At 39.9% G+C, this 23,310-nt stretch carries 22 protein-coding genes and 1 riboswitch; all 22 genes read left to right on the top strand.

Annotated elements, in window-relative coordinates; genetic code table 11:
- The first annotated feature begins 14 nt into the window (after positions 1-14).
- Positions 15-1,547, top strand: coding sequence for an ABC transporter substrate-binding protein/permease (locus BQ9859_RS04145; protein WP_075877012.1), 1,533 nt, complete (start codon positions 15-17; stop codon positions 1,545-1,547).
- Complete coding sequence (locus tag BQ9859_RS04140) at positions 1,540-2,277, top strand: amino acid ABC transporter ATP-binding protein (protein ID WP_075877011.1); 738 nt, start codon at positions 1,540-1,542, stop codon at positions 2,275-2,277. The genes BQ9859_RS04145 and BQ9859_RS04140 overlap by 8 nt, the downstream gene beginning before the upstream one ends.
- 13 nt (positions 2,278-2,290) lie before the next feature.
- Entirely contained in the window at positions 2,291-3,967 is a 1,677-nt protein-coding gene (locus BQ9859_RS04135; protein WP_075877010.1) for a M14 family metallopeptidase, read from the top strand.
- A gap of 123 nt (positions 3,968-4,090) precedes the next feature.
- Entirely contained in the window at positions 4,091-4,627 is a 537-nt protein-coding gene (locus tag BQ9859_RS04130) for a nitroreductase family protein (RefSeq protein ID WP_075877009.1), read from the top strand.
- 46 nt (positions 4,628-4,673) lie between these two features.
- Positions 4,674-5,210, top strand: coding sequence for a prepilin peptidase (locus BQ9859_RS04125; RefSeq protein ID WP_075877008.1), 537 nt, complete (start codon positions 4,674-4,676; stop codon positions 5,208-5,210).
- Positions 5,211-5,266: 56 nt separating this feature from the next.
- Positions 5,267-5,770, top strand: a complete 504-nt coding sequence (locus BQ9859_RS04120; RefSeq protein WP_075877007.1) for a transcription repressor NadR — start codon at positions 5,267-5,269, stop codon at positions 5,768-5,770.
- 123 nt (positions 5,771-5,893) lie between these two features.
- Entirely contained in the window at positions 5,894-6,460 is a 567-nt protein-coding gene (locus BQ9859_RS04115) for a hypothetical protein (RefSeq protein ID WP_075877006.1), read from the top strand.
- Between the two features lie 80 nt (positions 6,461-6,540).
- Positions 6,541-8,391, top strand: coding sequence for a PP2C family protein-serine/threonine phosphatase (locus tag BQ9859_RS04110; protein WP_075877005.1), 1,851 nt, complete (start codon positions 6,541-6,543; stop codon positions 8,389-8,391).
- 126 nt (positions 8,392-8,517) lie between these two features.
- Positions 8,518-9,717: a tRNA lysidine(34) synthetase TilS gene (gene tilS, locus BQ9859_RS04105; RefSeq protein ID WP_075877004.1), complete on the top strand. Its 1,200-nt coding sequence runs from the start codon at positions 8,518-8,520 to the stop codon at positions 9,715-9,717.
- A gap of 29 nt (positions 9,718-9,746) precedes the next feature.
- Positions 9,747-10,292, top strand: coding sequence for a hypoxanthine phosphoribosyltransferase (hpt, locus tag BQ9859_RS04100; RefSeq protein ID WP_075877003.1), 546 nt, complete (start codon positions 9,747-9,749; stop codon positions 10,290-10,292).
- A gap of 33 nt (positions 10,293-10,325) precedes the next feature.
- Positions 10,326-12,311: an ATP-dependent zinc metalloprotease FtsH gene (gene ftsH / locus BQ9859_RS04095; protein WP_075877002.1), complete on the top strand. Its 1,986-nt coding sequence runs from the start codon at positions 10,326-10,328 to the stop codon at positions 12,309-12,311.
- A gap of 107 nt (positions 12,312-12,418) precedes the next feature.
- The gene (hslO, locus tag BQ9859_RS04090) at positions 12,419-13,309 is read left to right on the top strand and encodes an Hsp33 family molecular chaperone HslO (RefSeq protein ID WP_075877001.1); all 891 of its coding nucleotides are present in this window, start codon (positions 12,419-12,421) and stop codon (positions 13,307-13,309) included.
- A complete protein-coding gene (dusB, locus tag BQ9859_RS04085; protein ID WP_075877000.1) occupies positions 13,269-14,297 on the top strand; it encodes a tRNA dihydrouridine synthase DusB in 1,029 nt (342 codons plus the stop codon). The genes hslO and dusB overlap by 41 nt, the downstream gene beginning before the upstream one ends.
- 99 nt (positions 14,298-14,396) lie before the next feature.
- Positions 14,397-15,101 (top strand): ABC transporter ATP-binding protein, encoded by a 705-nt coding sequence (locus BQ9859_RS04080; protein WP_075876999.1) that lies wholly within the window; start codon positions 14,397-14,399, stop codon positions 15,099-15,101.
- A complete protein-coding gene (locus tag BQ9859_RS04075; RefSeq protein WP_075876998.1) occupies positions 15,094-16,656 on the top strand; it encodes a hypothetical protein in 1,563 nt (520 codons plus the stop codon). Before BQ9859_RS04080 ends, BQ9859_RS04075 begins: the two co-directional genes overlap by 8 nt.
- 56 nt (positions 16,657-16,712) lie before the next feature.
- Positions 16,713-16,822: riboswitch (TPP riboswitch) on the top strand.
- Between the two features lie 34 nt (positions 16,823-16,856).
- Positions 16,857-17,360: an energy-coupled thiamine transporter ThiT gene (locus BQ9859_RS04070; protein ID WP_075876997.1), complete on the top strand. Its 504-nt coding sequence runs from the start codon at positions 16,857-16,859 to the stop codon at positions 17,358-17,360.
- A 99-nt stretch (positions 17,361-17,459) separates the two neighbouring features.
- A complete protein-coding gene (locus BQ9859_RS04065; RefSeq protein WP_075876996.1) occupies positions 17,460-18,035 on the top strand; it encodes a hypothetical protein in 576 nt (191 codons plus the stop codon).
- Positions 18,036-18,311: 276 nt separating this feature from the next.
- Positions 18,312-18,845: a helix-turn-helix domain-containing protein gene (locus tag BQ9859_RS04060; RefSeq protein ID WP_075876995.1), complete on the top strand. Its 534-nt coding sequence runs from the start codon at positions 18,312-18,314 to the stop codon at positions 18,843-18,845.
- A 14-nt stretch (positions 18,846-18,859) separates the two neighbouring features.
- On the top strand, positions 18,860-20,437 hold the full coding sequence (locus tag BQ9859_RS04055; protein WP_075876994.1) for an ABC transporter ATP-binding protein: 1,578 nt from the start codon (positions 18,860-18,862) through the stop codon (positions 20,435-20,437).
- Positions 20,437-21,279 (top strand): ABC transporter permease, encoded by an 843-nt coding sequence (locus BQ9859_RS04050; protein ID WP_075876993.1) that lies wholly within the window; start codon positions 20,437-20,439, stop codon positions 21,277-21,279. The genes BQ9859_RS04055 and BQ9859_RS04050 overlap by 1 nt, the downstream gene beginning before the upstream one ends.
- On the top strand, positions 21,276-22,082 hold the full coding sequence (locus tag BQ9859_RS12595; RefSeq protein WP_075876992.1) for an ABC transporter permease: 807 nt from the start codon (positions 21,276-21,278) through the stop codon (positions 22,080-22,082). The genes BQ9859_RS04050 and BQ9859_RS12595 overlap by 4 nt, the downstream gene beginning before the upstream one ends.
- Positions 22,063-23,145 (top strand): ABC transporter substrate-binding protein, encoded by a 1,083-nt coding sequence (locus BQ9859_RS12590; RefSeq protein ID WP_075876991.1) that lies wholly within the window; start codon positions 22,063-22,065, stop codon positions 23,143-23,145. Before BQ9859_RS12595 ends, BQ9859_RS12590 begins: the two co-directional genes overlap by 20 nt.
- The last annotated feature ends 165 nt before the right edge of the window (positions 23,146-23,310 follow it).

The following is a 23,310-nucleotide window of genomic DNA, read 5'->3' as shown; positions in this document are numbered from 1 at the left end:
AAGGGGACGAAATAATGAAGAAACTAAAGAAATTATTTGCGTGCATGATGGCTGTTGCATTGACATTTGCTTGGATGCCGATCCATATTTTTGCTGAAGAAACACAGGATGGTAAGCAGTCATTACTAGATGAAATCAAAGAAAGAGGCGTGTTGATCGTAGGAACTTCTCCTGACTTCCCGCCGAATGAATTTATTGATTCAACAAAAAGCGGACAAGATCAATATGTCGGCAGCGATATAGAGTTAGCAAAATATATCGCACAACGTATGGGAGTAGATCTGCGTATTGAAGCTTCCAATTTTGATACGGTTCTTGCTAATTTATCTACTGGACAAATTGATCTGGCAATTACAGGACTAGCTTATACACCTGCCAGAGCACAGTCTATGGAGATGTCCATTGGTTATAATATGGAAGCTGATTCAGAATCAGCAGGGCAGGGCGTATTGATTCGAAGCGCAGATGCTGAAAAATATAAGACATTTGATAATTTAGATGGTATTAAGATTGCTGCTCAATCTGGTTCCATTCAAGAACAGTATGTAAAAGATCAGTTGCCGAATACACAGCTGCAAAGTATCTCTTCCATTGATGATGGTGTTGCTTTATTAAAAAATGGCAGTGTAGATGCGGTAGCGACATCAGAACCGACTGGTATCCAATATGCAGAAAATAACAGTGAACTGATGATGATGGAACAGGAGTTCGATATCAGTGCTGAATATGCTGGTACGCGTGTCGGGGCACCGTTAGGTGAAAAAGAACTGATCGAAGAAGTCAATAAGATCCTAGAAGATGTCAATGAACAGGGACTCTATGAACAATGGTATGAAGAGGCAATCGAATTGAATAACAATATGACTTCGATTACTGCAACGAATTTTTTTGGAACGATCGTTCAAATCGTAGAAGCATTCTGGCCGCAGTTATTGCAAGGTCTATTGATTACTTTGGGATTAGCTGCAATTACTGTACTTTGCGGAACCTTGATCGGCGCTGTCTTTGCATTGATCAAAATGAGCAAGAATAAGCTCGTACAGGCAATCTGCACTGCTTATGTAGAATTGATTCGTGGTACACCATTGTTATTGCAATTATGGTTATTTATTACTGTCTTCTCTACATTGTCCGGCGGCAATATGCCGATGTTAGTCAGTGTTATCATTGCATTGATCATTAACAGTAGTGCATATGTTGCAGAGATCATTCGTAGCGGTATCCAGTCTGTAGATAAAGGACAAAGAGAAGCAGCTAAGTCATTAGGTATGAGCAATCGCAATACAATGACAAAGATCATCCTTCCACAGGCAGTCAAGAATATATTGCCGGCGTTAGGTAATGAATTTGTTATGATGGTAAAGGAAACTTCTTTGGCATCTACCTTCTTTATTGGAGAATTGATGACGGTCAATACCGTGATCAAATCAGCAACGTATAAATCGATCGAACCATTAGTGATCGTTGGTTTGATTTACTTCATTGTTACATTCACATTGTCAAAAGGTGTGAAATTCATGGAAAGGAGATTGAGTGTCAGTGACTAATGATGCATTGATTCAGGTCGTAAACCTGCATAAAAGTTTTAATGATTTAGAGGTCCTGAAAGGGGTAAGTGAAGAAATTCATAAAGGAGAAGTCGTTTCGATCATCGGACCTAGCGGAAGTGGAAAATCAACTTTCTTACGTTGTTTAAATTTGCTGGAAACACCAGACAAGGGCCAAGTTATTTTTGAAGGTGTGGACATTACAGATAAAAATATCGATATTGACAAGCATCGTCAAAAAATGGGTATGATCTTTCAGCACTTTAATGTATTTCCACATTTGACCGTATTAGAGAATATTACCTTGGCACCTACATTGGAATTGGGTGTCAGCAAAGCTGAAGCAGAAAAAAATGCTTGTGCTTTGTTAGAGAAAGTAGGACTCTTAGATAAGAAAGATGAGTATCCGCGTAAATTATCAGGCGGGCAGAAACAACGTTTAGCAATTGTTCGTGCGCTTGCCATGAATCCAGATGTCATTTTAATGGATGAACCGACAAGTGCATTGGATCCGGAAATGGTTAAAGATGTACTGGATGTTATCAAAGAATTAGCAGATCAAGGAATGACCATTGTTATTGTGACACATGAGATGGCATTTGCAAAACAAATCAGTGATCGTGTATTCTTTATGGATCAAGGTATCATTCAAGAAAAAGGAACGCCGCAGGAAGTTTTTGAACACCCTAAGAATCCACGTACGATTGACTTTTTGAGCAAGGTTTTGTAAAAGGAGGAGTTAAATGAAAACGACATTTCAATATGATCATTATTATGACTATGCAGAATTGACCGCTTGTTTACAAACATTGCAGGAAACATATCCTACAATCATGAAACTGGAAAGTATTTGTGTAAGCGAAGAGGGTAAAAACGTCTGGGCGGTGACACTGACAGATAAAACGACAGGCGACGCTATGGATAAACCGGCTTACTACATGGACGGGAATCATCATGCGGGGGAAGTAACCGGTTCTATGGCATGTATGCATTTTATCGATGCAATCTTGACAAACCATGCAGAGCCATCCATGGCAAAGTTATTAGCAGAAACAACGATCTATGTGATCCCTAAGATTTCACCGGACGGCAGCGATGAGTATTTGCATACCGCTAACAAGCTTCGTTCTGTCAATCGTCCCTATCCAAAAGCAGCATTAGATGACGGACTGCATGCGCAGGATATCAATGAGGACGGTATTATTGCAATGATGCGTGTAAAGACTCCGTTTGGTGCATGGAAGAAGCGCGATGGCGATGATTTTGTCATGACTAAGCGCTTGCCTGATGATCAGGAAGGTGAATTTTATAATATTTATACAGAAGGAACGATCGTAAATTTTGATGGTGTAAATATCAAAATTGGTACAGAAAAATGGGGATTAGATTTTAATAGAAATTATCCATTCGGATGGTTTATCGAAGCCAGACAGCCGGGTGCCGGGAAATATCCTTTATCGAATCCAGAAAATAAAGCGGTTGCCGATTTTGTTATTGCTCACAAAAATATTGGCAGTGTATTGACGATGCATACGACAGGCGGAGTGCTTGTTTACCCTCCGGGAACGATGCCTAGTAAAGAAGCTTCTCAGGAAGACATGCGCATGTATAAAGAAATTGGCGTGATGGCAACTCAGGAAATGCACTATCCTGTTGTAAATATCTTTGATAATTTTTTACAAGATACAGTTAACTATTCTTCTGGAGCATTTGATGACTGGTGTTATCATACACAGGGGATCCCTGCTTATACAGTGGAGCTTTGGAATGTGAAAGAAAGAGCTGGATGTCCGCAACAATGGCCGATTGAAAGAGATAAGAGCGATGCAAAAAAAGAAGAAGAATTCTTCAAAGTAACAGCATGGGTAAAAGAGCATTGTCCTTCCGGCATTTTACCTTGGACACATTGCACACATCCGCAATTAGGAGATGTTGAGATCGGAGGCATTGATTTTAAATTTACTTGTCAGAATTGTCCGCCAGATTATTTGCTGCAAGAGATGGAGAAGACAACGGCATTTGCATTGCGTCATGCAAAAGTTTTACCGAAACTGATCATTGATGATGTGAAAGTGACGCAACAAAGTGAAGATATTTTCCAGATCGATGCAGTGATTGCCAATAAAGGTTATTTACCAACCTATATTTGTGAAGAGGCAAAGAAAGCACAAGTAAACCAGCCTTTGGAAATCAGTTTGAAAAATGCAGAAATTCTGACACAAAGTAGTACAGTGGAAGAATTAGCAGGTTTCTTTAATATCAATACGGAATATGGTTACGATGGTATTGAGACGGGTAATAATGCGCCTTTGATGAAAAAGATCACATGGATCGTAAAAGGAAAAAAAGGCCAGACTGTACTTTTACAGGTACAAAGTGAAAAAGCAGGAAAAGTACAAAAAGAAATTATATTAAAATAAAAATGAGCGATAAATGAGCGATGCTCATTTTTATTTATTGGTCTGTCGAAAAAGGTGATTTTCTTTTGTATGAAAAGAGGGTATACTGAAGGAAAGAAGATAAAAGAGCAGGAGGAGATACAGATGGAATTACAAGATGTTATGGAAAAGAGAAGAAGTATTCGTAAATATCAAAAAAAAGAAGTTGCAAAGGAATTGATCGAACAGATCATTGAAGCAGCAATCCTAGCTCCTACATGGAAAAATTCACAAACTGGCCGTTACCATGTGATTACATCACAAGAGATGCTGGAGAAAGTGAAATGGGAGGGTCTTGCTCGTTTTAATGGCGAAAACGTAGAAGATGCCCCTGTATTGATCGTTGAGACTTTTGTAAAAAATCGCAGCGGTTTTGAAAAGACTGGGGAACCAAGCAATGAATTAGGAAATGGCTGGGGTTGTTATGATCTCGGATTACAGACAATGAATTTATTGTTAAAAGCTACTGAACTTGGTTTAGGCACCTTAGTAATGGGGATTCGCAGCGAAGAACGTCTGCGTGAAATAGTAAGTATTCCGCCAGAAGAAACAATCGTGAGCGTCATCGCAGTTGGGTATGCAGATATTGACCCGTTAAAGCCAAAAAGAAAAATAGCATCAGATATCATTACTTATCATTAGAGAGAAGGAGAAATCCTTCTTTTTTTCGTATAGGAGAAGGGAAAGGGTGGTAATTATTTTATGGATCTTGTTTGCGAGCGGCATTCTGTGGTTAGTGTTTGCGTTCATGCCTCATACGACGCACTGGTATCATATATTTGCTTATTTTATGCTCTCTGCTGTTCTCTATCTTCTTTCTGAATCACTGTATGAATATTTTCTTCTTCTGCTTTTGGCATTCATTTTTTTGATCGATGTATATTTTATGATCATTCCAGATACCTTGACAATTTCTTTTCTCATATTTAGCAGTTTTCAATCAGAAGTGCCTCTTTCGGAGAGGATCCATGCCTGTATCATTATTGTGGGTATCGTGATTTTGCTTTATTTCTTTTGGAAAGGCAGTTTTGGCTGGGGTGATGTTAAATTATGCATGGCAGCAGCCTTTGCTTATGGATACGCTTTTTTATCGGCCATGCGCTATAGCATCCTGGTCGGCGGTGTATTTGCGTTGTTTATTTTATTGACTAAAAGAGTCAATTTACAGACGAGGCTGCCATTTGCGCCATGGATCGTTTTTGCAATCTTATTTCAGTTTCTATGACAGTTATTTTACTTTTCTGTTATAATGCAGATAGTGGTGATAAAGGAGGATGAAAGATGGATCGAAAAGAGCGTATCATAGAAGAAATTCAAAATAGTCAGCGACCCATTTCCGCATCCACCTTAGCTAAGTTACTGCACGTTTCCCGACAGATCATTGTTGGAGATATTGCTTTATTGCGGGCAAGCGGTATGAAAATATTAGCTACTCCGCGGGGCTATGTATTAGAAAGAAAAGCGAACGGACTAGAGAAAAAAGTGGCGGTATCCCATACAAGAGAACGGATGCAGGAAGAATTATATGCAATCGTTGATCAGGGAGCCGAGGTATTGGATGTGATCGTTGAACATCCGACATATGGACAGATTGTTGCGTCATTGCAATTATCTTCTCGCTATGAAGTAGATCAGTTTATTTCTAAAATTGAAGGGAATGAGCCGCTAAGTGAGCTGACACATGGCGTACATTTGCATACGATCCGTTGTAAAGATGAAGAAATGTTTCAAAGAGTGCAGGCTTCCTTACAAGAAAAAGGGTTGTTATACCGGCCGGAAACATAACATGAAAGCATTGGAATCAATGCTTTTTTTGTATGAAAATGAGAATGTCTGGACATACTTTGAATGAAAACAACAGGGGAAAAATGAATCATTACGTATATAAGGGATGAAAGGAGGAATCGTATGGATGTTCGGACATTATATACACAAGGAAAAGGATCTTTCTCAAAAGAGACGCTTCTGCAATGGCAAAATCTTATGGATGAACTATTGCGCGAAAAACAAGTTTTGTTTTCAAAAATGAATCGGAAAGAAAAAGCTGAACATTTGATCTCAGAGGCAAATCATAGTGAACGCTGTGCTTTGTTTTCCTGCGAAGATGTGGGAATCGAAGTTCATGTGGGAGATATTTGTTTTATCGATTTCGGTGCAGATGCTTATCAATGTGAGATTGGATTTCAACATTTCGGCATTATCATGAAATTGTTTCATGGGAAAGCGTTTGTCATTCCGATGAGCGGGAATCCGCTTGCATTTCAACAGGCGTATGATCGCTATGAAAATCCGAATGGAAAAAGACATTTGATGCGGTTAGGTCTTCTTCCCGGTTTGCGTAAACCATCCACTTTATTTTTAAATGACTGTAAATTTATCAATACGGCACGTATCATAGATATCAAAGCTCATTTAGAAAAAGACAGTCCGCTTTTTACGGAAATTTATCATCGTATGCAACAGGTGATCGGTTGATGCATCTTTTTGAAAGTAACCGCAGAAAATGACAATTTTTCACGCACATGCTCAATACAATAAATCCGTGAGGTGATGCTGTGGAAAAGATTGTTAGAAATAATGAGGGGATTCGCTTACATACAAATTTAGAGATCCTTTTATATCTGGGCGCAGGGATAATCGTAGCTGTTTTTCCGCTGCGCTTTCAATATATTGCATTGTTTCCCATATTAACGTATGGATATCTGCATAATCGAAAAGCACTGTTATTTTTTTTCTTCTCATTATCGCTTTTTTTATTGGCTCTGTCTGTTTCTACTGCATATCTGACCATATTGGGAATCCTTATTTATTTTGTGCTTGTTTCTTGTGTGAGCATTGCCCATGCTTCCATGCCGCGCTGGGTGACCGTGATTAATTTAGCGATTCAGCTCACCTATGTCATTCAGTTACAGGATATTGAAAAGATCGTATTAGCCATGGGACTTTTAAGTGCATTGTATATAGAGCAGCTGCATAGTGATGCATGGATGCACAATGATCTGCAGCAAAATGACTTATGGAAAGGGGCGATGCTAGTTTCTCTCTGCTTGTTGCTGCTGTATTATTTGCCGCAGGATGCGGATGTCATTACGATCATCTTTTCTTCTCTGATTCTGTTTTTATGTCGGCCATTGAATGGCGGCATATTGATCCTGTTGATGAGCATGTATGTTTCTCATCTCCCCATCCTTGTTTGCTTCACCGTTTTATTTCTGCGTCTGGCAAAACCGAACAGCCTGGCTGTATTGTTATATGTGTGTTCCAACTGGATGCTGCACCCAGATGTTTTACAGTGCACCATTATGATTGTCTTTCTTTTATTACAGTTTCTTATCTGGCAAAGAAATGTGCAAACGGCAACGTTGTTGCCGATACAGGAACAAGATGAGGAAATTCGAAGGATCAAACGGCGCTTGCAAAACTTTTCAGGTATTTTTTATTCGTTGGGAAAATTTTATGAGCATCTGCATCAGCAGGAAAGCGGCTTATTATTTCAAATGGCAGACGGGGTAGAACAGATGGCTTTATTGTTTAATACAAAATCTGCTCGTATGGATACCCATATGTTACAAGAAATATTGGAAGGTTATCAATTTAATGTTCATTCATTGCAAGTGGAACAACAAGATGTGCATATTCGGATCAAAGGCGAGATCGATCAAGTATCGAAGCAAGAGATAGAAGGAACCTTATTGCCCTTGTTGAATACGTTATATATGAGTGATTTCCATATTGCATATTTGCAAGATTCACATTTGTTTTACCGTTCAACTTCCTTTCTTTTTGACAGTTCTCCTAAATGGCGAGTGGAGGCATATTATGACTCCATCAGCGTGAATGAGAAGGAAAATGGAGACACTTGTTCGATTTTTCGTCATGAGATGTTGACGATTTGTGCATTGTCAGATGGAATGGGGTGCGGAGAAGAGGCTGCGAGGAGCTCGGTTTTGATCAGCGGCATCCTGCAGCGCATGATTGCCAGTGATATGGAAGCAGTACAAGCGGTAAAAACGATCAACTCTCTTATTCATAGCGATGTTTTTGCCACATTGGATATCATTTGCATGAATGCTCATACAAAAAAAGCATATTTAGTAAAGTCTGCGGCATGTCCTACTTTTTTGATCCGCAAAGGACATTTATTACAATTAGATGGTCATTCTCTTCCTGTAGGGATCATAGAGGAAATAGAACCGGACTGCATAGAGCTGCAATTAGAACCAGAGGATGAGATATTGATGATCAGCGACGGTATACATTTACAAGAGGTACAGTATTGGATGCAGACAAGAAAAAAAGGCGATGTACATGACGAGCTGAAACAACTGATGCAAATATTAAATAGACGAGTCCGAGATGATGATTCAACAGCACTTTTATTACGTTTAGAACCGTTTCTTAATTAAATAAAGGCAGAGTATTCTGTCTTTTTCTTTCGATATAGAAGTAAATCATTGTTTTCAGGTTAATTGATTGCGTATTTAAAAACTGTGTACTATAATACGTTCATGGAAAAATTGGAAGATCAAAAAATGCTTGAAAAAGGCCGTTGGGTGATTGGTGTCAGTGGTGGCGGCGATTCCATGGCATTATTAGATATCTGCAGACGAAATCATATTGCATTATGTTGTGCACATGTTAATTATCATCATCGTGATACGGCAGATCGTGATCAGCGATTGTGCGAACGTTATTGTAAACAATGGTCCATTCCGATTCATGTACTGTATGCTAAAAATGAAGAAAAAGGCAATTTTCAAGCAAATGCCAGAAAAGAAAGATATGCATTTTATCAGCAATTGTGTGTGCAATATCAATGTGAAGGCGTACTAGTGGCGCATCAGCAAGATGATGTGCTGGAGACTTACTTGATGCAAAAACAGCGCGGCTCACTACCCGCGTATTATGGCCTGAAAAAAGAAAGCATCATTTACGGTGTTCGTGTGGTACGGCCGTTGTTATCTTATTCCAGGCAGCAATTACGTACCTATTGTCATCAAGAGGGCGTTCCTTATGAGGATGATGAATCCAATTTTAGTGACGATTATGAGCGTAATCGAGTACGGCATCACCAATTGGAAAAAATGAATCAAATACAGCGGGAAGCACTGTTAGAGGAAATAAAAAAAGCAAACGAAAATCTTTGCGTATTACAAGAACAAGCCGATACCTTCTTGGCAGCTTGGGATGGAACTTGTCAAATGTTGTTATCACAGCCGCATCGTGCTTATTTTCTGCAGCATTGGATCCGTAAGGAATGCAATCTTTCTCTTTCGCAAGCAGCACAAAAAGATCTGCTAAGACGCATGAAGGATGGAAAAGCACAGTGGACACAGTCTTTAGATGTACATTGGGCATTAAAAAAGGAATATGAGCGGCTATCTGTGGATAAACTAGAGATGTGTGATTATTTGTACACATATGATGAGATATGTTATATGGAAACCCCTCATTTTATGCTGAGTGCCCATGGGGAAAAAATTGAAGGCATTACTTTGACAAAAGAAGATTTTCCGATTACGATTCGCCCTGTTCAAGCCGGCGATGCCATTCGTTTGCGTTTTGGGACAAAGAAGATTCATCGCTGGTTTGTAGATCGTCATATTCCGATGGATGAACGTCTATGCTGGCCGGTCATGGTCAATGCCAAGGGGGATGTGATATTTGTGCCGAAAATTGGGTGTGATGTTACACATTTCTCTAACAATCCTACCATATTTATGATAAAATAAAGATTGTTCTACATTGGGAGGATTTTGAAGTGATAGACGCAATAGATCGTATTTTAGTAAGTGAAGAAGAAATTGTAAAACGCAGTAAGGAATTAGGAAAACAAATTAGTGAAGATTACCAAAGAAAAGGAGTAACTCCGATCGTAGTTGGTTTATTGAAAGGAAGTGTCCCTTTTTTAGCGGAAATCATGAAACATATCGATTTAGATATCACAATCGATTTTATGGATGTATCCAGTTATGATGGCGCAGAATCTGTTGGAGATGTAAAGATCAATAAGGATTTAGATACATCCATAAAAGGAGAGTCTATCTTGTTGGTTGAAGATATCGTAGATACAGGACGGACCTTAAAAGAAGTAAAACAGCTGCTGTTTAATAAAGGAGCAGCAGAAGTGAAAATCGTATCGCTACTCGATAAGCCGGATCGTCGTGTGATTGAGATCCAGGCAGATTATGTCGGCTTTGAGATTCCAAATGAATTTGTGGTTGGTTATGGTTTGGATTATAACCAAATGTATCGTAATCTGCCATATATCGGTGTATTAAAACCGTCAGTTTACGAGAAAAAGTAAATTTGACTATTCGCCGCAGAGGAGGTTGAAATAATGAAAAAATGGATGAATTACCTGCCTTATGCCTTGGTGATTATCATTCTGGCTTCGCTGATCATTTTCAGCAATGATAGCCGGACAAAAAATTATGATTACTCAACATTTGTAAGTGAAGCAGAAACGATGAATTTCCAGCAATCCTCGCTTTCTGTAGGATCTACGGTCATTGATGTACAAGGTACGTATAAGGATAAAGATGGAGTTACACAAAGCTTTACGGTCAGCGTACCGAATACAGACGAAAATATTCAATGGCTGACAAAAATACTAGGTGAAGGAAAAATTGCAGTTACAGACCCTAATCGTGAAAATCAATTTATGAACATTATTGGAAGCCTGCTTCCAGTCTTGATCATGGTTGGTGTTTTTCTCTTTTTCTTCTCTAAGATGAATGCAGGCGGAAATAATAAGGCATTTGATTTTGCAAAATCAAGGGCGAAGATTCAATCAAATGTAAAAGTGCGCTTTAAGGATGTAGCCGGATGTGATGAGGAAAAAGAAGAAGTAAGAGAAATCATCGATTATTTAAAAAATCCAAAACAGTTTACGGATATGGGGGCACGTATTCCAAAGGGATTATTGATGGTGGGCCCTCCTGGTACAGGTAAGACTTTATTGGCGAAAGCAGTTGCCGGAGAAGCAGATGTTCCTTTCTTCTCCATCAGTGGATCTGATTTCGTAGAAATGTTTGTCGGTACTGGTGCCAGCCGTGTGCGCGATATGTTTAAAAAAGCACAGCAGGCAGCTCCTTGCATCGTGTTTATTGATGAAATCGATGCCGTTGGCCGTCAGCGCGGTGCCGGTATGGGCGGCGGCAATGATGAACGTGAGCAGACATTGAACCAATTATTGGTTGAAATGGATGGCATGGGCGAGAACAAAGGAATCGTGATCATTGCGGCAACGAACCGTCCGGACGTATTGGACCCGGCATTGTTGCGTAGTGGACGATTTGACCGTCAGATCACAGTCAACCTGCCGGATAAAAAAGGACGAGAAGCTATTTTGCGTGTACATGCGCGCAATAAGAAACTGTCAAAAGATATTTCATTAGAAAATTTGGCACAAAGAACACCGGGATTCTCGGGTGCTGATCTGGAAAATGTATTGAATGAAGGTGCCATCCTGGCAGTCCGCGATCACCGTAAGATGATTACGATGGATGATCTGGATGAAGCAATCGACCGCGTTATGATGGGACCGGCCAAAAAATCGAAAAAATACAATGAAGATGATAAACATCTGGTATCTTATCATGAAGCTGGGCATGCGGTGATCGGTATCAAGCTGGAAGATGCAGATATGGTACAAAAAGTAACGATCATTCCACGCGGGGATGCTGGCGGCTATAACTTGATGACACCGCGGGAAGAAAAGTATTTTCATCGCAAACGCGAGTACATGGCGCAAATTACAGGCCTGCTGGGCGGACGCGTAGCGGAAGAATTGGTCTTTGGCGAAATCAGCGCAGGTGCAGTCAATGATATCGAGAAGATTACAAAGATTGCGAAAAACATGGTTCGTGTATTTGGTATGTCGTCTTTAGGACCTATTCAATATGCAGACCCGCAAGGCAATGTGTTCTTGGGAAGGGATTACAATAACGGAAATAATTATTCTGCAGGTGTTGCGGCAGAAATTGATAAGGAAGTCCGCAAGATCGTAGATGAATGTTATGCTGACTGTAAGCGAATCCTTTCCGAAAACCGCGATTTATTAGATTTGATCGCAAATTCATTGTTTGAGGAAGAAACTTTGACAAAAGAACAGATCAATAATTTGGTGGAATATGGAACATTGACATCTCCGCAACAGCAGGAAGAACAAACAGAAGAAACGCAAGATGCTGCTGATATACAAACCAGTTCAGAAGAAGAAACGTCAACCGATGCTGAGGGTACAGAGGATGTGCCGACACAGCCGGAAGTTTCGCAAGATGAATTGGATGAAGCAGTAAAAGAGTTATCAAAAAAACAATAAGCAGGAGAAGCAGGACAGACGTCCTGCTTTCTATTTTCGTGGTAAAATAAATATGCACGGCATACGGAGTTATGCTATACTTGAAAAGCTCCAAAGGAGGGTGTTTTATGAAGGATTATTTGTTAAAAGCAGTCGCATGCGAGGAACATGTACGCATTTATATTTGTTCTTCTACACATCTTGTAGAAGAAGCAAGACAGCGCTTTGATTTATGGCCGACAGCTTCTGCCGCATTAGGCAGAACTTTGAGCGTTGGGTCCATGATGGGCAGTATGTTAAAAAGTGAAAAAGAACAATTGACTATCCGCATCAACGGCGGCGGTCCGATCGGTACCGTTTTAGTAGATGCTTATAGTGATGGTCATGTTCGTGGTTTTGTATCAAACCCGCATGTACATTATCAATACAATGATACTGGCAAATTGGCAGTAGGCATTGCCGTGGGCAAAGAAGGAACATTGGAAGTCATCAAGGATATGGGCATGAAAGAAAACTGGTCAGGAGCCGTTGCCTTGCAAAGCGGGGAGATAGGTGATGATTTCGCTTATTATTTTACAGTAAGCGAACAGACGCCAAGTGCTGTCAGCGTAGGAGTATTGGTGGATACAGATAACCATATCATTTCTGCTGGAGGAATGATCGTGCAAATGATGCCGGATGCTACGGAAGAAGATATTGCCTTCTGTGAAAAGGTACTGTCACAGTTAGCGCCGATGTCCACATTGATCAAAGAAAAAGACTCACTGGAAACGATACTGAAAGAGGCATTTCCGGATGTAAAGATCCTGTCGTCACAAGATATCTGCTTTAAATGTCATTGTTCAAAAGCAACGATGAAAAGAGTGTTGACTACATTGTCAAAAGAAGAGCGAAAAGCGATGATCGAAGAAGATCACGGTTGCGATATTACTTGCAATTTTTGTAATGAACATTACCATTTCAGTGAGGAGGAACTGCGTGAACTCGAAAAATTCATCGACACTTTCAGCAAGCAGTAGCTGGCAGATCAAGGATGTATCTATTCCTAATCGTTTAGTGATTGCGCCAATGGCGGGCGTTTCTAATATTGCATTTCGCAGTATCTGTAAACAGTTTGGTGCTGGGCTGGTCTGTGCAGAGATGGTCAGTGACAAAGCTTTATATTATGATAATGGAAAAACGTTGAATATGACCCAAGTGCTGGAAGAGGAACATCCTATGAGTCTGCAGATATTTGGACATGATATCGAAAGCATGGTATATGCTGCAAAGCTGTTGGATACGCAAACACAATGCGACATCATCGATATCAATATGGGGTGTCCTGTTAATAAAGTGATCAAAGCGCATGCAGGAAGTGCATTGATGCGAGAACCGGAATATGCGCGTTCTTTGGTCAAGGAAATCGTTCAAGCAGTAAAAAAACCAGTGACCGTAAAGTTTCGTTCAGGATTTGACAGTGAACATATCAATGCAGTGATGTTTGCGCAATATATGGAAGAAGCAGGGGCCAGTGCGATCTGTATCCATGGCCGCACTCGTGCACAGATGTATGAGGGAAAGGCTGATTGGAAGATCATTCAGCAGGTCAAACAGGCTGTTTCCGTTCCGGTGATCGGAAATGGAGATGTGCGCAGCGTGCAGGATATGCAGCGAATGTTTGATGAGACCGGTGTGGATGCTGTTGCGATTGGACGGGGCGTATTAGGAGATCCCTGGCTGATTCGCCAATGCGTGCATTACTTGAAGACTGGAGAACAGCTGCCAGAAGTGAGCTATCAAGAGCGCTTTGCTATCGCAAGAGAACATGCACATCGCCTCATTGATTTAAAAGGTGAAAATGTCGCAATGAAAGAGATGCGCGGACATGCCGCGTGGTATATAAAAGGATTGCCGGGAAGCCATCCGGTTAAAGAGCGTTTGGCCCGTGTTTCTACATATGCGCGATTCGATGAAATATTGACAGAATATGAAAAGCAAATACAGGCGCATGAAAGAGAAGTGTAGAATCCACACTTCTTTTTTATTGACAAAAAATCGTGGGGGGGGGGGGTATGATAGAAGCATCTTTCATGGTATGATGAGGACAATTGGGCGGAGGTCGTTATGCAATTAAGAATTGAACATTTACAAAAGAATTTTGAAGAAAAGAAAGTGCTGAAAGATATCCATTTTACTTTTTCACAAGGAAAGATCTATGGATTGCTTGGACGCAACGGAGCAGGCAAGACAACTTTGTTCAACTGTTTGAATCAGGATCTGATAATTGATGGAGGCTCTTTTTATTTAGAGGAGAAAGGACAAGTAATGCCGTTAACTATGGAACAAATTGGCTATGTGCTCTCCACCCCGCAAGTACCGGAGTTTCTAACAGCGAGGGAATTTTTAAAGTTTTTTATTGAAATTCATGCAGATCAGATATCGGATCTAAAATCAATCGATTCGTATTTTGATTTTATCAATATCGAGACGGAAGATCGAGATCGATTGTTAAAAGATTATTCGCATGGAATGAAAAACAAGATGCAGATGTTGATCAATATCATTGCTCATCCTAAAGTGCTGCTGCTGGATGAACCATTGACATCGCTGGATGTAGTTGTTGCAGAAGAAATGAAAGACATCTTGCGGGAATTGAAAAAAGACTGTATCTTGATCTTGTCTACGCATATCATGGAACTCGCATTAGATCTGTGTGATGAAATCGTAGTATTAAATCAAGGAACATTGACACAAATAGAGAAGATAGAGGATGAAGAAACTTTCCGTCACTCTATTTTATCTGCATTACGGGAGGAGTCACATGATTGATACATTTTGGATCTCTATGCGTTTACGCATTGCTTATCGTGTTAATACGATCCTATATTCATTGAAACAACTCCCTTTGATCAAACGGTTATTGCCAATCTCTTTATATGCTTCCAAAGGATTAAAGAGATTTGCTCTGATATGTTCGATCATCTGGGAATTTCTCTCCATGTTTTTGAATAATGGCTTGTACTTGTTTATCTGTGTGTTTCTTCCAATGCAATATTTTGCTTTTTCCTATGATGCATTTGCGCATATCTATTTGTTTTTGACCATTGCCGGAGCAGTTTGTAATTGTCGAGTTTTTGATCCCAGAAAAGATACTTATTATGCAATTATTTTGATGCGAATGAATGCCCGATCTTATTCTGTCACACAACACCTATATTCAATAGCTCGTGTATTTGTGGGAACACAGGCGTTTTTGTTGTTCTTGATTATACGATGGCAGGCACCTGTTTGGCTTGGTTTATTGCCTTTTGGCGTTGCCGGCGCAAAAACGATCAGTGTAGCTGTATCGCTCTATCACTATGAACAGAAAGGCATTGTACGCAATGAGAATTCCCCTGTCAAATGGGTGTGGGGCACGATTGCGATCTGTTTCTTTCTGGCTTATGGTGCTATTATACCTAAACTGTTTCTTCCCGCTTTCTGTATCATGACAGCGGCATCATGCAGTTTCGTATTTGGCTTATTCGTATTTCCTTATTTATGGAAGTTTGCTCATTATCGTTCTTTGGCTCAACAACTTTTTCAACAAAAGAATACGGCAGTACATGTAAGTTTGAATACGGTCACAAATGAAAATTATCAAAACAAGATCAGCGATGATCATTTGATTACAAGCAACAAGCATGGGTATGCTTATTTCAATGAGCTTTTTATTAAACGGCATCAACGGCTGTTGTGGCGTTATGCAAAGCGGATCTCATTGATTACTTTGCTTGTATGGCTGGTATTGTTTCTAGCGTTATTGTATTTTCCTCAAGCAAAAGCTGAAGGAAGAGATGTATTATTGGTGTATTTGCCATATTTGATTTTTTTGGTTTATTCGTTCCATTCAGGAAAATCTGTTGTGCAGGCAATGTTTCGCAATTGTGATCACAGTATGTTGACGTATTCGTTTTATCGAAGAAAAGAAACGATCCTGTCTTTGTTTCGGCTTCGTTTGTTTGCCGTCATTCGTATCAATTTATTGCCGGCCTTGATATTAGGGGCAGGATATGCCGGAATATTGCTTGTATGTGATCCAACCCTTGCATGGACTTCTCTGGTTGTCATCATCAGCGTGCTTGCATCCAGTGTATTATTCTCTATTCATTATTTAACTTGTTATTATTTGTTACAGCCGTATAATGCAGCAACAGAAACGAAAAGTGCTACCTATGGCATGGTTATGGGGATCACTTATATACTGTGCTTTGCATTTATCTATCTTCGTGTAGATGCATTCTTATTCGGTATCTTAATGATCGTATTCTCTTTTCTTTATGCGGTGATTGCTTATTATTTGATCGGCAAGCATGCTTCTAAGACCTTTCGCTTGCGGCACTAAGAGGTGGGCAATCACCTTTTTTTCTTGCATTTATGCGAAAAAACGTATAATAAAACTGTCAAAGACAGGGGCGCATTTTTAAAGAAAATGCTGAGATGAGCAAATCGCCGGTCCCTCATGACCTGATCTGGGTAATGCCAGCGTAGGGAGTCTGTATTTTTTTCAGTATCCTTACGCCTCGTTGATGGAGGTGTTTTTTTATGAACAAAAATGTAAAAGATCTGGTTTTTATGGCAATGTATGCTGCTTTATTTGCGGTGCTGGATGTGATTTCCAATTCGTTTATTCCTTTCTTAAAAATGCCTAATGGCGGAAGCATCGGTATTTCAACAGTTGTGTTGCTGGTCTGCAGTTACCATCTGGGATGGAAGAAAGCGATGATTTCCGGTGTTGTATCGGTATTGATTCAATTTGTAACAGGTCCAATGTATATGTCCAACTTACTAGGATTCTTCCTGGACTATTTATTTGCATTTTCAATTTACGGCATTGCAAGTTTGTTCCCGAATATTGGTTATTTTTATACAGGGGTGCTTATTACAAACTTTCTGCGTTTTGTTTCACACATGATTGGTGGAGTATTGGTATGGGAAACAACGTTATGGGGATCCATTATTTACAATGCACCATATATGATTGCTACTTGTATCGTAGGACTTATCCTTGTGCCGTTGATCGTTCAACGATTGCCAATCAAACATTAAAGCACAGAGTATTCTGTGTTTTTTATTGACTTTTGCTCATTCAAAAAGTATAGTATAGATATGTGTCTTGACACATATCTATACTAAGGGGGTTGTTTTATGAGTCAGTCAAAAAAGCACGTGCAGTTAATGTGCATTACAGCAATGTTGATTGCTATCGGCATTTTAATTCCTATGATCTCGCCAATCAAGATCTTGTTAGAGCCGATGTCTTTTACTTTAGGTTCCCATGTGGCAATCATGGCCGCAATGTTCGTTTCACCGATGACAGCATTAGGAGTTGCGCTTGGTACAACCGTTGGTTTCTATCTGGCAGGGTTTACGCTGCCTGTTGTATTGCGGGCACTTACCCATGTTATCTGGGCGTATGGAGGAGCACTTTACTTACAAAAACATCCGGATCTTTTTCATAGTCCGTGGAAGATCGTTGTGTTTAATTTTGTGATCGGTGTCGTTCATGCGGTATGCGAGGTGTTGATCGTATTCCCGATGTATGGAGGCTATGATGCATCTTCTTTATTTTATTTATTGTTTGTATTGGTAGGGATTGGATCGCTTGTACACAGCATGGTTGATTTCACCATTTCCTTGCTCGCTTGGAAAGTAATCGCGAAAAGCAGCGCTATGCAAAATTTAGCGGTGATCAAAGAAGTGTATCTTTCCCCAAATCACTAACAACATGGTAATATCAGCAATATAAGCTTTGTCAATGTGAAAAAAGGCAAAGCTTTTTTTGTTTAAAGATGCATATATTGATCTATCCTAATAGTGCATGTGTATTCGAAATATAAAAATCAAAATAGGCATACAGTTGGAAAGTTTAGTAATTTCAAACAAAAAATTTAATAATATTGAAATTTATATTGCAATTGCAATGACAGCGTGTATAATATTCTTGTTTGGTTTTATTGAACGAAAAGTTTAGGATTACAAAACAAGGAGGTGCGTGCAATGGATATAGGAAAGAAGATCAAAGAGCTTCGTCTTTCCAATGATCTGACATTGGAAGAACTGGCAAGCCGCAGCGAGCTGACCAAAGGATTTCTTTCACAGGTAGAACGCAATCTTACCAGTCCCAGTATCTCGACTTTGGAAGATATACTGGAAGCACTAGGTACGGATCTTTCCCATTTTTTTCAGCAGGAAAAACAACAGAAGATCGTGTTTCATACTTCTGATTTTTTTGAGGATGAGCGTGATGAATATAAGATCGAATGGATCGTTCCCAATGCACAGAAAAATGACATGGAGCCTATCCTATTGACTTTGCGTCCAGGGGCAAAAAGCATGGAGATGTCAAGCCACAGTGGAGAAGAGTTTGGGTATGTGCTCAAAGGAAGCATCTTATTAGTAAAAGGGAATCGAAGTTATCGTATCAAAGCGAAAGAAACCTTCTATATCGAAGGGACCGAAAGCCATTATTTAAGTAATCCGGGCAGTGTAGAAGCAAGAATCCTATGGATCACGACACCGCCGATGTTTTAGGGGAGGAAGGAAGCATGGAACAGAAAAAACTGATTCAGTTTCGAAATATCGTGAAAGATTTCGATGGCCAGATCGTGCTGAAAGGCATTAATTTAGACATTTATGAAAATGAGTTTGTTACGTTGTTAGGCCCAAGCGGATGTGGAAAAACAACGCTGCTTCGTATATTAGGCGGTTTTCTAGAGGCAAATGAAGGTGCGATCATCTTTGATGGCGAAGATATTGCGAAAGTGCCGCCGCATAAAAGAGAATTAAATACTGTATTCCAAAAATATGCATTATTTCCACATATGAGCGTATATCAGAATATTGCATTTGGCTTGAAGATCAAAAAAATGAGCAAAGATGTCATCGAGCAAAAAGTCATGAAAATGTTAAAACTGATTGGCTTGGAAGGATATGAGGATAAAAATGTAACTTTATTGAGTGGAGGACAACAACAGCGTGTGGCAATCGCACGTGCCCTTGTCAATGAACCAAAAGTGCTGTTGCTGGATGAACCATTAGGAGCATTGGATCTGAAATTGCGAAAAGAAATGCAGTATGAATTAAAACGCATTCAGCAAGAGGTCGGCATCACTTTTATCTATGTTACGCATGATCAGGAAGAAGCATTGACAATGTCCGACAAAATCGTTGTCATGAAAGATGGAGAAATCCAGCAGGCCGGCAGTCCGCGAGAAATATACAATGAACCTATCAATCGCTATGTTGCCAACTTTATCGGCGAAAGCAATATCATTTCAGGTGTGATGCTGGAAGATTACAAGGTGAAATTTGATGATATCGTATTTGATTGTGTAGATCGTGACTTTAAACAGAATGAACCGGTAGATGTTGTCATTCGACCGGAGGATATTGATATCGTTGAGGTTGATAAAGGCAAATTAACAGGTGAAGTGCTGAGCGTATTGTTTAAAGGCGTGCATTATGAGGTCATGGTAGAAACGCTGCCGGGTACTTCGGTTACGGTCAACATGCATGTGATCCGCAATCAGGATGTAACAGGCGACAATGGGAAAGAAAAAATCAGCGCTAATGATTTTTATGTGGATATTGAAGATCTAAAAGATCTGGATGATAAAGAAATCGTTGCACGTGCAGATGCACAGGCTTGGGATCCAGAAACAGATGAATATATTTCCATCTCGAAGATTGAATATGATCTGAAAGAGGAATTGGGACAATACCCGGTTACCTTCTCCACTTCCGCAGGAACTAGTGTGCAAAGACGGATCTTTGTTGTAAACCAACCATTCGTAAAGAATGAGCGGGCGAATGAAGCAGTAATGGCGTTTAACTTCTTTAAAACGGTAGACGAGATCAAAGAATCCGTTGCTTTGGACACAGACCTGAAGACATGGGCCAATGCACAAGGATGGAAATTGAGTGATGAAAGTCAATCCATCGATATCAATGTTGATTATGATTTTGATGATGAAAATATAAGCGAAGGTGTTTATCAGATCACGTTCTCTACAACAGGACGTGAGTTCAAGATACATACAACGGATTATGTAGAAGAAGGCAAAGAGGTCGGCTTGACTTTCTTCCCAGAAGATATCCATGTAATGGAGAAGATGGGATTCTGATGAAACGATTTTCTCAGTTAGCTGCTCCATATGTGATCTGGACAATTTTAATGATCTTGCTGCCAATGCTGCTGATCCTCTTTTATGCATTGACGGACAGCGGCAATGGCATTGTGAACTTTACTTTCACTTTTGATCATTTTATTCGTTTTTTTACCGACCAAGATTTTTTATTGATTTTATGGCGTTCTTTGGTGATTGCTTTTAAGACAACGGTGATCTGTGTCTTGTTAGGCTATCCAATTGCTTATTTTATCGCACGCAGTTCAGATCGCATGCGCAATATCCTGGTTTTAGCTATCACGCTGCCAACATGGATCAATATGCTGGTTCGTACATATGCATGGATCGGTTTATTGACGAAAGGCGGTGTGGTTTCCAGTATCCTAAGCTTTTTTGGAATGGGTGATACAGAGTTGCTTTATAGCGAAGGAGCTGTGCTGATCGGCATGGTTTATAACTTCATTCCTTTTATGATCTTGCAGATCAATACTTCTTTATGCAAGATGGACAATTCGCTGTTAGAGGCAAGTGCGGATCTGGGGGCAAATAAAGTGCAGACATTTTTGCGCGTCACCTTTCCACTTTCTCTTTCAGGTGTCATCAGCGGAATTGCATTGGTATTCTTACCGGCTGTCAGCTCTTTCTTCATTCCTAAATTATTAGGCGGCGGTTCTTTCTTCTTGATAGGTAATGTCATTGAAAATCAATTCATTACAGTAGGAGAATGGAATTTTGGTTCTGCCATTTCGATGATCATGGCAGTGATCATGATGCTCTGCATGTATCTGATCCGCCGTGTAGATGAGCATAATACGGGAGGAGGGAAGAAACGCGCATGAAAAAAAATAATCGTGTAGTTGGAAAAGTGCTGATGGCACTGATTCTGCTGTTCTTCTATCTTCCAATTGTCTTTATGGTGATCTTCTCTTTTAACTCAGGGAGATCATTAACGAATTTTGAAGGCTTCAGCTTCATCTGGTATGAACGCATGTATCACAATCGGGATATGATGCAGTCATTGTACACGACGATCAGCATCGCTTTGATTGCGACGATCGTGTCCACCTTGTTAGGTACGATCAGTGCAATCGGCCTTTCTAAAAGCCGGAAATTTTTACGTAAGCTGGTCATGCAGCTCAATGACTTTCCAATCATGAATCCAGAAATTGTTACTGCAATTGGATTAATGCTGTTATTTATCACATTTCATATTGAACGTGGATATTTAACGATGTTATTAGCACATATAGCATTCTGTACACCGTATGTTATCTTAAGTGTCATGCCAAAGATCCGTTCTTTGGATCCTAATTTAGCAGATGCTGCCATGGATCTAGGGGCAACACCTTGGCAGGCATTAACAAAGGTATTGGTACCGCAGATCATGCCGGGTATCGTTTCCGGAGCTTTGATCGCATTTACAATGTCATTTGACGATTTCATCATCTCTTACTTCGTTACAGGAGGAGGAGTCAAAAACTTGAGCATCATGGTCTATACCATGAGCAAGCGGGTGAACCCGAGCATCAATGCAATATCTACTTTAGTAGTAGTATTGATAACGGTAGTCCTTGTGATTATCAATGTAATACCGATCATTCGGCAAAGAAGGGAGAAAAGACATGAAAAAATTGTTGACTAGTGCACTAGCAGGGGCAATGGTGCTGACTATGAGCGGATGCGGAAGCTCAGGTGGAGGAGATCGTCCATTTGAAGGACAAACACTGCACCTATACAATTGGGGCGAATACATGGGCGAAAACTTAATTTCTGGATTTGAACAGGAAACAGGAGCAACGGTCAAAGTAGACTATTTTGATTCAAATGAACAGATGTACATTAAAGTAGCAAATGGAGAATCATTTGATGTGCTGGTGCCAAGTGACTATATGATCGAACGCCTGATTCAGGAAGATTTGTTACAACCGCTGGACAAAAGTAAATTGTCGAATTTAGATCAGCTATATGATGGCGTTATGGGATTATCATATGATCCGGAAAATGAGTACTCTGTTCCATATTTCTGGGGAACAGTTGGTATCGTATATGATAAAACAAAAGTAGATGAAGCTGATCTTGAAAAAGAAGGATTTAATATCTTCTTAGATACAAAGTATAAAGGGGATATTTACTTATATGATTCAGAGCGTGACAGTTTTATGATGGCGTTAAAAGCATTAGGCTATTCTATGAATACGACCAACCGGGATGAGCTGAATGAAGCATATGAGTGGTTATTGCAATGTGTAGAAACAATGGAACCAGAAATCGTAACCGATGAGATCATCGATAACATGGCGCAAGGCAGAAAAGCACTTGGATTGATTTATTCTGGGGATGCAGCTTACGTTATGAGCGAGAATGAAAATATGGGATTCTATATGCCGGAAACAGGTACAAACTTGTGGACAGATGCAATGGTCATTCCTAAGAATGCGGAAAATCCAGAATTAGCACATGCATTTATTGATTATGTCTGTACATATGATGCCGCAATGGATAACTCCAGTTATGTAGGATACACTTCTCCAAATAAGGAAGTAATGGATGAACTAAGCGGTGAAGGCGGTATGTATGAAGGAATCAATGCCTATATCCCACGTACGGATAACAAGAATGATGAAGTGTTCAAATATGATGCAGAAACACGTACGATCATTGCCGAACTCTTCAGTAAAGTAAAAGTTGCTGCAAGCAATGCTTAACGTGAAATCCATTTGTCTTTGTATAGACAAGTGGATTTTTTACTATTCATAGAATTGTGAATAGGCATCTTTGGTTTGTTGAGCATCAAAGATGCAAGCTAAACAAATATATATCATGCGTGTAGAGAATACAGGAAATTTATGCATAGAATCACGATAACAATA

This window comes from Merdibacter massiliensis (genome assembly GCF_900155395.1).
In the GTDB taxonomy this organism is placed as follows: Bacteria; Bacillota_I; Bacilli_A; order Erysipelotrichales; family Erysipelotrichaceae; genus Merdibacter; species Merdibacter massiliensis.
This window is presented reverse-complemented; position numbering and strand designations above follow the sequence as displayed.

Coding starts and splice junctions, on each gene's coding strand:
- BQ9859_RS04145 (WP_075877012.1), top strand. CDS start 15: ATGAAGAAACTAAAGAAATTATTTGCGTGCATGATGGCTGTTGCATTG.
- BQ9859_RS04135 (WP_075877010.1), top strand. CDS start 2,291: ATGAAAACGACATTTCAATATGATCATTATTATGACTATGCAGAATTG.
- BQ9859_RS04130 (WP_075877009.1), top strand. CDS start 4,091: ATGGAATTACAAGATGTTATGGAAAAGAGAAGAAGTATTCGTAAATAT.
- BQ9859_RS04120 (WP_075877007.1), top strand. CDS start 5,267: ATGGATCGAAAAGAGCGTATCATAGAAGAAATTCAAAATAGTCAGCGA.
- BQ9859_RS04115 (WP_075877006.1), top strand. CDS start 5,894: ATGGATGTTCGGACATTATATACACAAGGAAAAGGATCTTTCTCAAAA.
- tilS (WP_075877004.1), top strand. CDS start 8,518: ATGCTTGAAAAAGGCCGTTGGGTGATTGGTGTCAGTGGTGGCGGCGAT.
- ftsH (WP_075877002.1), top strand. CDS start 10,326: ATGAAAAAATGGATGAATTACCTGCCTTATGCCTTGGTGATTATCATT.
- hslO (WP_075877001.1), top strand. CDS start 12,419: ATGAAGGATTATTTGTTAAAAGCAGTCGCATGCGAGGAACATGTACGC.
- BQ9859_RS04080 (WP_075876999.1), top strand. CDS start 14,397: ATGCAATTAAGAATTGAACATTTACAAAAGAATTTTGAAGAAAAGAAA.
- BQ9859_RS04075 (WP_075876998.1), top strand. CDS start 15,094: ATGATTGATACATTTTGGATCTCTATGCGTTTACGCATTGCTTATCGT.
- BQ9859_RS04070 (WP_075876997.1), top strand. CDS start 16,857: ATGAACAAAAATGTAAAAGATCTGGTTTTTATGGCAATGTATGCTGCT.
- BQ9859_RS04065 (WP_075876996.1), top strand. CDS start 17,460: ATGAGTCAGTCAAAAAAGCACGTGCAGTTAATGTGCATTACAGCAATG.
- BQ9859_RS04060 (WP_075876995.1), top strand. CDS start 18,312: ATGGATATAGGAAAGAAGATCAAAGAGCTTCGTCTTTCCAATGATCTG.
- BQ9859_RS04055 (WP_075876994.1), top strand. CDS start 18,860: ATGGAACAGAAAAAACTGATTCAGTTTCGAAATATCGTGAAAGATTTC.
- BQ9859_RS04050 (WP_075876993.1), top strand. CDS start 20,437: ATGAAACGATTTTCTCAGTTAGCTGCTCCATATGTGATCTGGACAATT.
- BQ9859_RS12595 (WP_075876992.1), top strand. CDS start 21,276: ATGAAAAAAAATAATCGTGTAGTTGGAAAAGTGCTGATGGCACTGATT.
- BQ9859_RS12590 (WP_075876991.1), top strand. CDS start 22,063: ATGAAAAAATTGTTGACTAGTGCACTAGCAGGGGCAATGGTGCTGACT.